Consider the following 3,533-nt stretch of genomic DNA (forward strand, 5'->3'; position numbering starts at 1 on the left):
CCGCTCCAATCAACAGGGTATCAAAATCAACAATAATTTAATAACCTTAGTTTAAACTATTTTTATCTTGCTTTAAGAAGTCTTTGTATTTTGGATTGGTTGCGGCAAATTCGTGTAGTTTTTCTCCATGGTTTTCAATCCATTGTTTGACTATTCTCTCAGTCATTTCACTGCCCTTATATTCCCAGCCTGCTTTTGCATAGGTGGTTTCAAAATCTTCCCATAGCAGCTCCACCCATGTTCGAGCTTGGTTATCGCTTAGTTTGTCATTTTTACTTAGCAGCAGTCTTGCTAATTCTTCATGATAACTGTTCATGTTAACACCTCATTGCCAATTTCTTTTTAACATAACCTAAATTAATAACGCAGATACTAACGTTACGTGGTAAGCAATGAGAATGCATTGCTTTCCACGTGCTCTCATTCCCTTTTGGAGGTATATCATGAGAAATAAAGCAACCAATTTCCCAAATCAGAATAACAATAAGTTTGAAGGAGAGCCTCGGGCTAAGGCAGAATATGCTTCAAAAAGAGCTGATGGCACAATTAATACCCATCCACAAGAGCGAATGCGCGCATCTGGGGAGCGCGACGATGAGTCGCCCCAAGTTTATAAATAGCCTTTTCTTTAAAAATAAGACAAACCAGAGGGGCACTCTCTGGTTTGTCCCATTATTTTAGCTTTTTTAAAAGAGAGATGGGCAAGGCCTCTTCATGACCATCCCCGTTAAGTCGATAACCCCAGGCAAACACACCATTTAGATAGTCAATCTTAAAATATTGTCCTGGGTTCCCTTCTATTTCATACAGTTCACCAGTTTTGAAGGCATCCGGGTCAATTAGGTATGCTTTTGCCAATTGAACCTTTCTTTCAAGCACGGCAAACTCATTCACCATCCCCATTTGTTCTGCTTTTCTAGCCTGTTCTTGAAGAATGCCAATTTCCTTTCGTAATTCATGCTCGGTCATTACACTATAGCGTTTCTCCTGTTGCATTGATCATCCACTCCCCTTATCCCTTTATTTTAGTATAGTAATTTTTATATAATTAATAAAGAATGAAATGAATGAAGGAGATTATATATGAAAACAATTATCATTACTGGGGCTGGTTCGGGTTTAGGAAAAGAATTAGCACACCTTTTTTCCCAGCAAGGTTTTCACCTTTTGCTTACTGGGAGGACGATTACAAAGTTAACAACAGCTAGAGATGAAATTATCGCTCATGGGGGAAAAGCAGATATCCTTCCCTTTGATATTCAAAACGCGGATGATGTATCGAAAAAAATAGAAGAAATCAGCCACACCTATTCTATCTGCGGGTTAGTCAATAATGCAGGTGTTGGGCATTTCGGTCCCTTTGTTGACATAGATGAACAACACATGGCGGAAATGATTAATACAAATGTACTTGGCACTCTAGTGATGACAAAAGCAGTATTACCACATGTACTTAAAAATCCTGATGGGAGAATTATAAATATAATTTCGACAGCAGGTTTACGCGGAAAAGTGAATGAAGCTGTCTATGTTGCCAGTAAATTCGCGGTAAGAGGTTTTACCGAAAGCCTGCAAAAGGAATATGAGGATCACGGCATTAAAATAACTGCTGTTTATATGGGAGGAATGGACACCCCATTTTGGGATCATAGCGACCACGTCCAAGACCCTTCACGTTTCCGGACGCCAAGAGAAGTTGCTGAAATGATTATGGAACAGATCGATCAAGACTCTATTATTATTGAAAGTAAAAAATCATGACATCTTGGTCATGATTTTTCAAATTCTGCTAGGTATGATTCAATCAGTTCCATTGGGAAGCCTTTTCGATATAAGGCCTGCTTCATCTTTTGTTGAAATTCAAAGCCACTGGATTTACTATATTTTCGGGCAGCCTTTTCTCCTTGAAATCGGATTGCCTCCATATCCTCATCAGACTCATTATTTACTGAAGTTTCATTTACAGCAATATGAATGACATCATAAGGGTAACCCTTTCTAAGCAGCAAATTCTCGAGCTTCTGTTTTTGAATTTTTAGTGATTCCTTTGCGTTCTTTTCGTAAAACTTTTCACTTATTTTGGTGGCTTTTTCAATCTGCTGTTCTAAGGGATATTCTTCTAATGCAAGCATGATCGTGCCTTCATTAATTCCTTTTTCCTTAAGTTCCATTTTAATTATAGTTGGACCTTTATCAGTGGTATTGGCTTGTGTCCGGGCATAAGCCAAAGCATATTCCTCGTCATTTATGTATTTCTGAGCGGATAGTTTATGGATAATTTCATTGATGACAGGTTCATCTATTTCCTTTGAAGTAAGGTATTCCTTTATTTCTTTTTCCGACCTCATCCTTCTAGATAAATAATGGATGGCTTTGTTGTAAGCTTTACGAATGTCGTCTTGATACTGAATTTCCATAAAGGAAAAATCGTCAAGTTCCATTCCCTTTTTCAAATTAAATTTGATTAGAACATCACTGTCGACACTGAAGGCAAATTCCTCACCTTTCCCCTTGCCGTAATCCATAAAAATATTAAAGCGATCTTGATTTTTCTGCTGAGTGGTGATCTTTGTAATTATAGCCATGTTATTCACCTCAACAATACTTTACCATATTCCGTATAGAATATTGTAAGATAAAGCGTAATAAGGGGGCGGATAAATTGAAAATTACCATTGCAGGTGGAACCGGCTTTGTGGGAAAAGCTCTAATGGATCAATTGGTGAAAAACAATCATGAGGTAATCATATTAACCAGAGGATTAAAAGACAAAAAGACGACAGATCGGATTCAATATGTCCAATGGTTAACTGAACATACAAGCACTTGGAATGAACTTGAGGGTACCGATATTTTTATTAACCTTGCTGGCGAATCAATTAATGGCGGTCGTTGGACTGAACAAAGAAAAGAAAAAATCGTTACTAGTCGGTTAGAATCGGTTAACGCACTACTAAGCATCATCTCAAAATTAAAAACCAAACCAAAAGTACTGATTAATGCGAGTGCCATTGGCATTTATGGAACATCCTTGGATAAAGTCTTTACAGAAAAAGACGACCTTGGATTCGGGGATGATTTTTTATCCAAAACAGTGCAGCAATGGGAAGACGAGGCGAGTAAAGCCTCCCATTTAGGAATACGCACCGTTTTTTGCAGGTTTGGAATCATCCTGGATACACACGAAGGGGCCCTGCCTAAAATAGCCTTTCCTTATAAATCATTTATTGGCGGCCCAATTGGGGATGGTCGACAATGGATGTCATGGATTCACATTGAGGATGTCGTAAAAGGGATATCCTTTATTATCGAAAAAGATCAAATCAATGGCCCGATTAATTTTACCGCTCCAAACCCGGTAACAATGTCTGAATTTGGAGAAACACTTTCAATCGTATTGCACCGTCGCCATTGGCTGCCTGTTCCACGTTTTGCCCTTCGACTCCTTTTGGGTGAAATGTGTACCTTGGTTGTTGATGGTCAAAAGGTATTACCTAAAAAGCTTTTAGAAAATGGCTATCAATTTCAGTATG

General features: G+C 38.3%; 6 protein-coding genes. 3 read left to right on the forward strand and 3 right to left on the reverse strand.

The annotated features are described in order from the left end of the window. Positions 1–46: 46 nt before the first annotated feature. The gene (locus V7137_RS06265; protein WP_335697275.1) at positions 47–316 is read right to left on the reverse strand and encodes a YfhJ family protein; all 270 of its coding nucleotides are present in this window, start codon (positions 314–316) and stop codon (positions 47–49) included. A gap of 127 nt (positions 317–443) precedes the next feature. Between V7137_RS06265 and V7137_RS06270 the strand changes: the two genes are divergently transcribed. Then, on the forward strand, positions 444–620 hold the full coding sequence (locus V7137_RS06270) for a small, acid-soluble spore protein K (protein ID WP_088085862.1): 177 nt from the start codon (positions 444–446) through the stop codon (positions 618–620). 52 nt (positions 621–672) lie between these two features. On the opposite strand, the gene V7137_RS06275 is transcribed toward V7137_RS06270, so the two are convergent. After that, complete coding sequence (locus V7137_RS06275) at positions 673–996, reverse strand: YfhH family protein (RefSeq protein ID WP_335697276.1); 324 nt, start codon at positions 994–996, stop codon at positions 673–675. Positions 997–1,083: 87 nt separating this feature from the next. Here V7137_RS06275 and V7137_RS06280 point away from each other — a divergent pair, with 87 nt between their 5' ends. Beyond that, positions 1,084–1,761: an SDR family NAD(P)-dependent oxidoreductase gene (locus V7137_RS06280; protein WP_335697277.1), complete on the forward strand. Its 678-nt coding sequence runs from the start codon at positions 1,084–1,086 to the stop codon at positions 1,759–1,761. 8 nt (positions 1,762–1,769) lie between these two features. On the opposite strand, the gene recX is transcribed toward V7137_RS06280, so the two are convergent. Continuing rightward, entirely contained in the window at positions 1,770–2,585 is an 816-nt protein-coding gene (gene recX, locus V7137_RS06285; protein WP_335697278.1) for a recombination regulator RecX, read from the reverse strand. A 77-nt stretch (positions 2,586–2,662) separates the two neighbouring features. Between recX and V7137_RS06290 the strand changes: the two genes are divergently transcribed. After that, on the forward strand, positions 2,663–3,533 hold an 871-nt coding region (locus tag V7137_RS06290), incomplete at its 3' end, for a TIGR01777 family oxidoreductase (RefSeq protein WP_335697279.1).

It is taken from the genome of Neobacillus drentensis, from assembly GCF_036962765.1.
GTDB lineage: Bacteria > Bacillota > Bacilli > Bacillales > Cytobacillaceae > Neobacillus > Neobacillus drentensis_C.

Bases quoted from the DNA above. Each gene is read 5' to 3' on its own strand.
- V7137_RS06265 (WP_335697275.1), bottom strand. From the start codon at position 316: ATGAACAGTTATCATGAAGAATTAGCAAGACTGCTGCTAAGTAAAAAT.
- V7137_RS06270 (WP_088085862.1), top strand. From the start codon at position 444: ATGAGAAATAAAGCAACCAATTTCCCAAATCAGAATAACAATAAGTTT.
- V7137_RS06275 (WP_335697276.1), bottom strand. From the start codon at position 996: ATGCAACAGGAGAAACGCTATAGTGTAATGACCGAGCATGAATTACGA.
- V7137_RS06280 (WP_335697277.1), top strand. From the start codon at position 1,084: ATGAAAACAATTATCATTACTGGGGCTGGTTCGGGTTTAGGAAAAGAA.
- recX (WP_335697278.1), bottom strand. From the start codon at position 2,585: ATGGCTATAATTACAAAGATCACCACTCAGCAGAAAAATCAAGATCGC.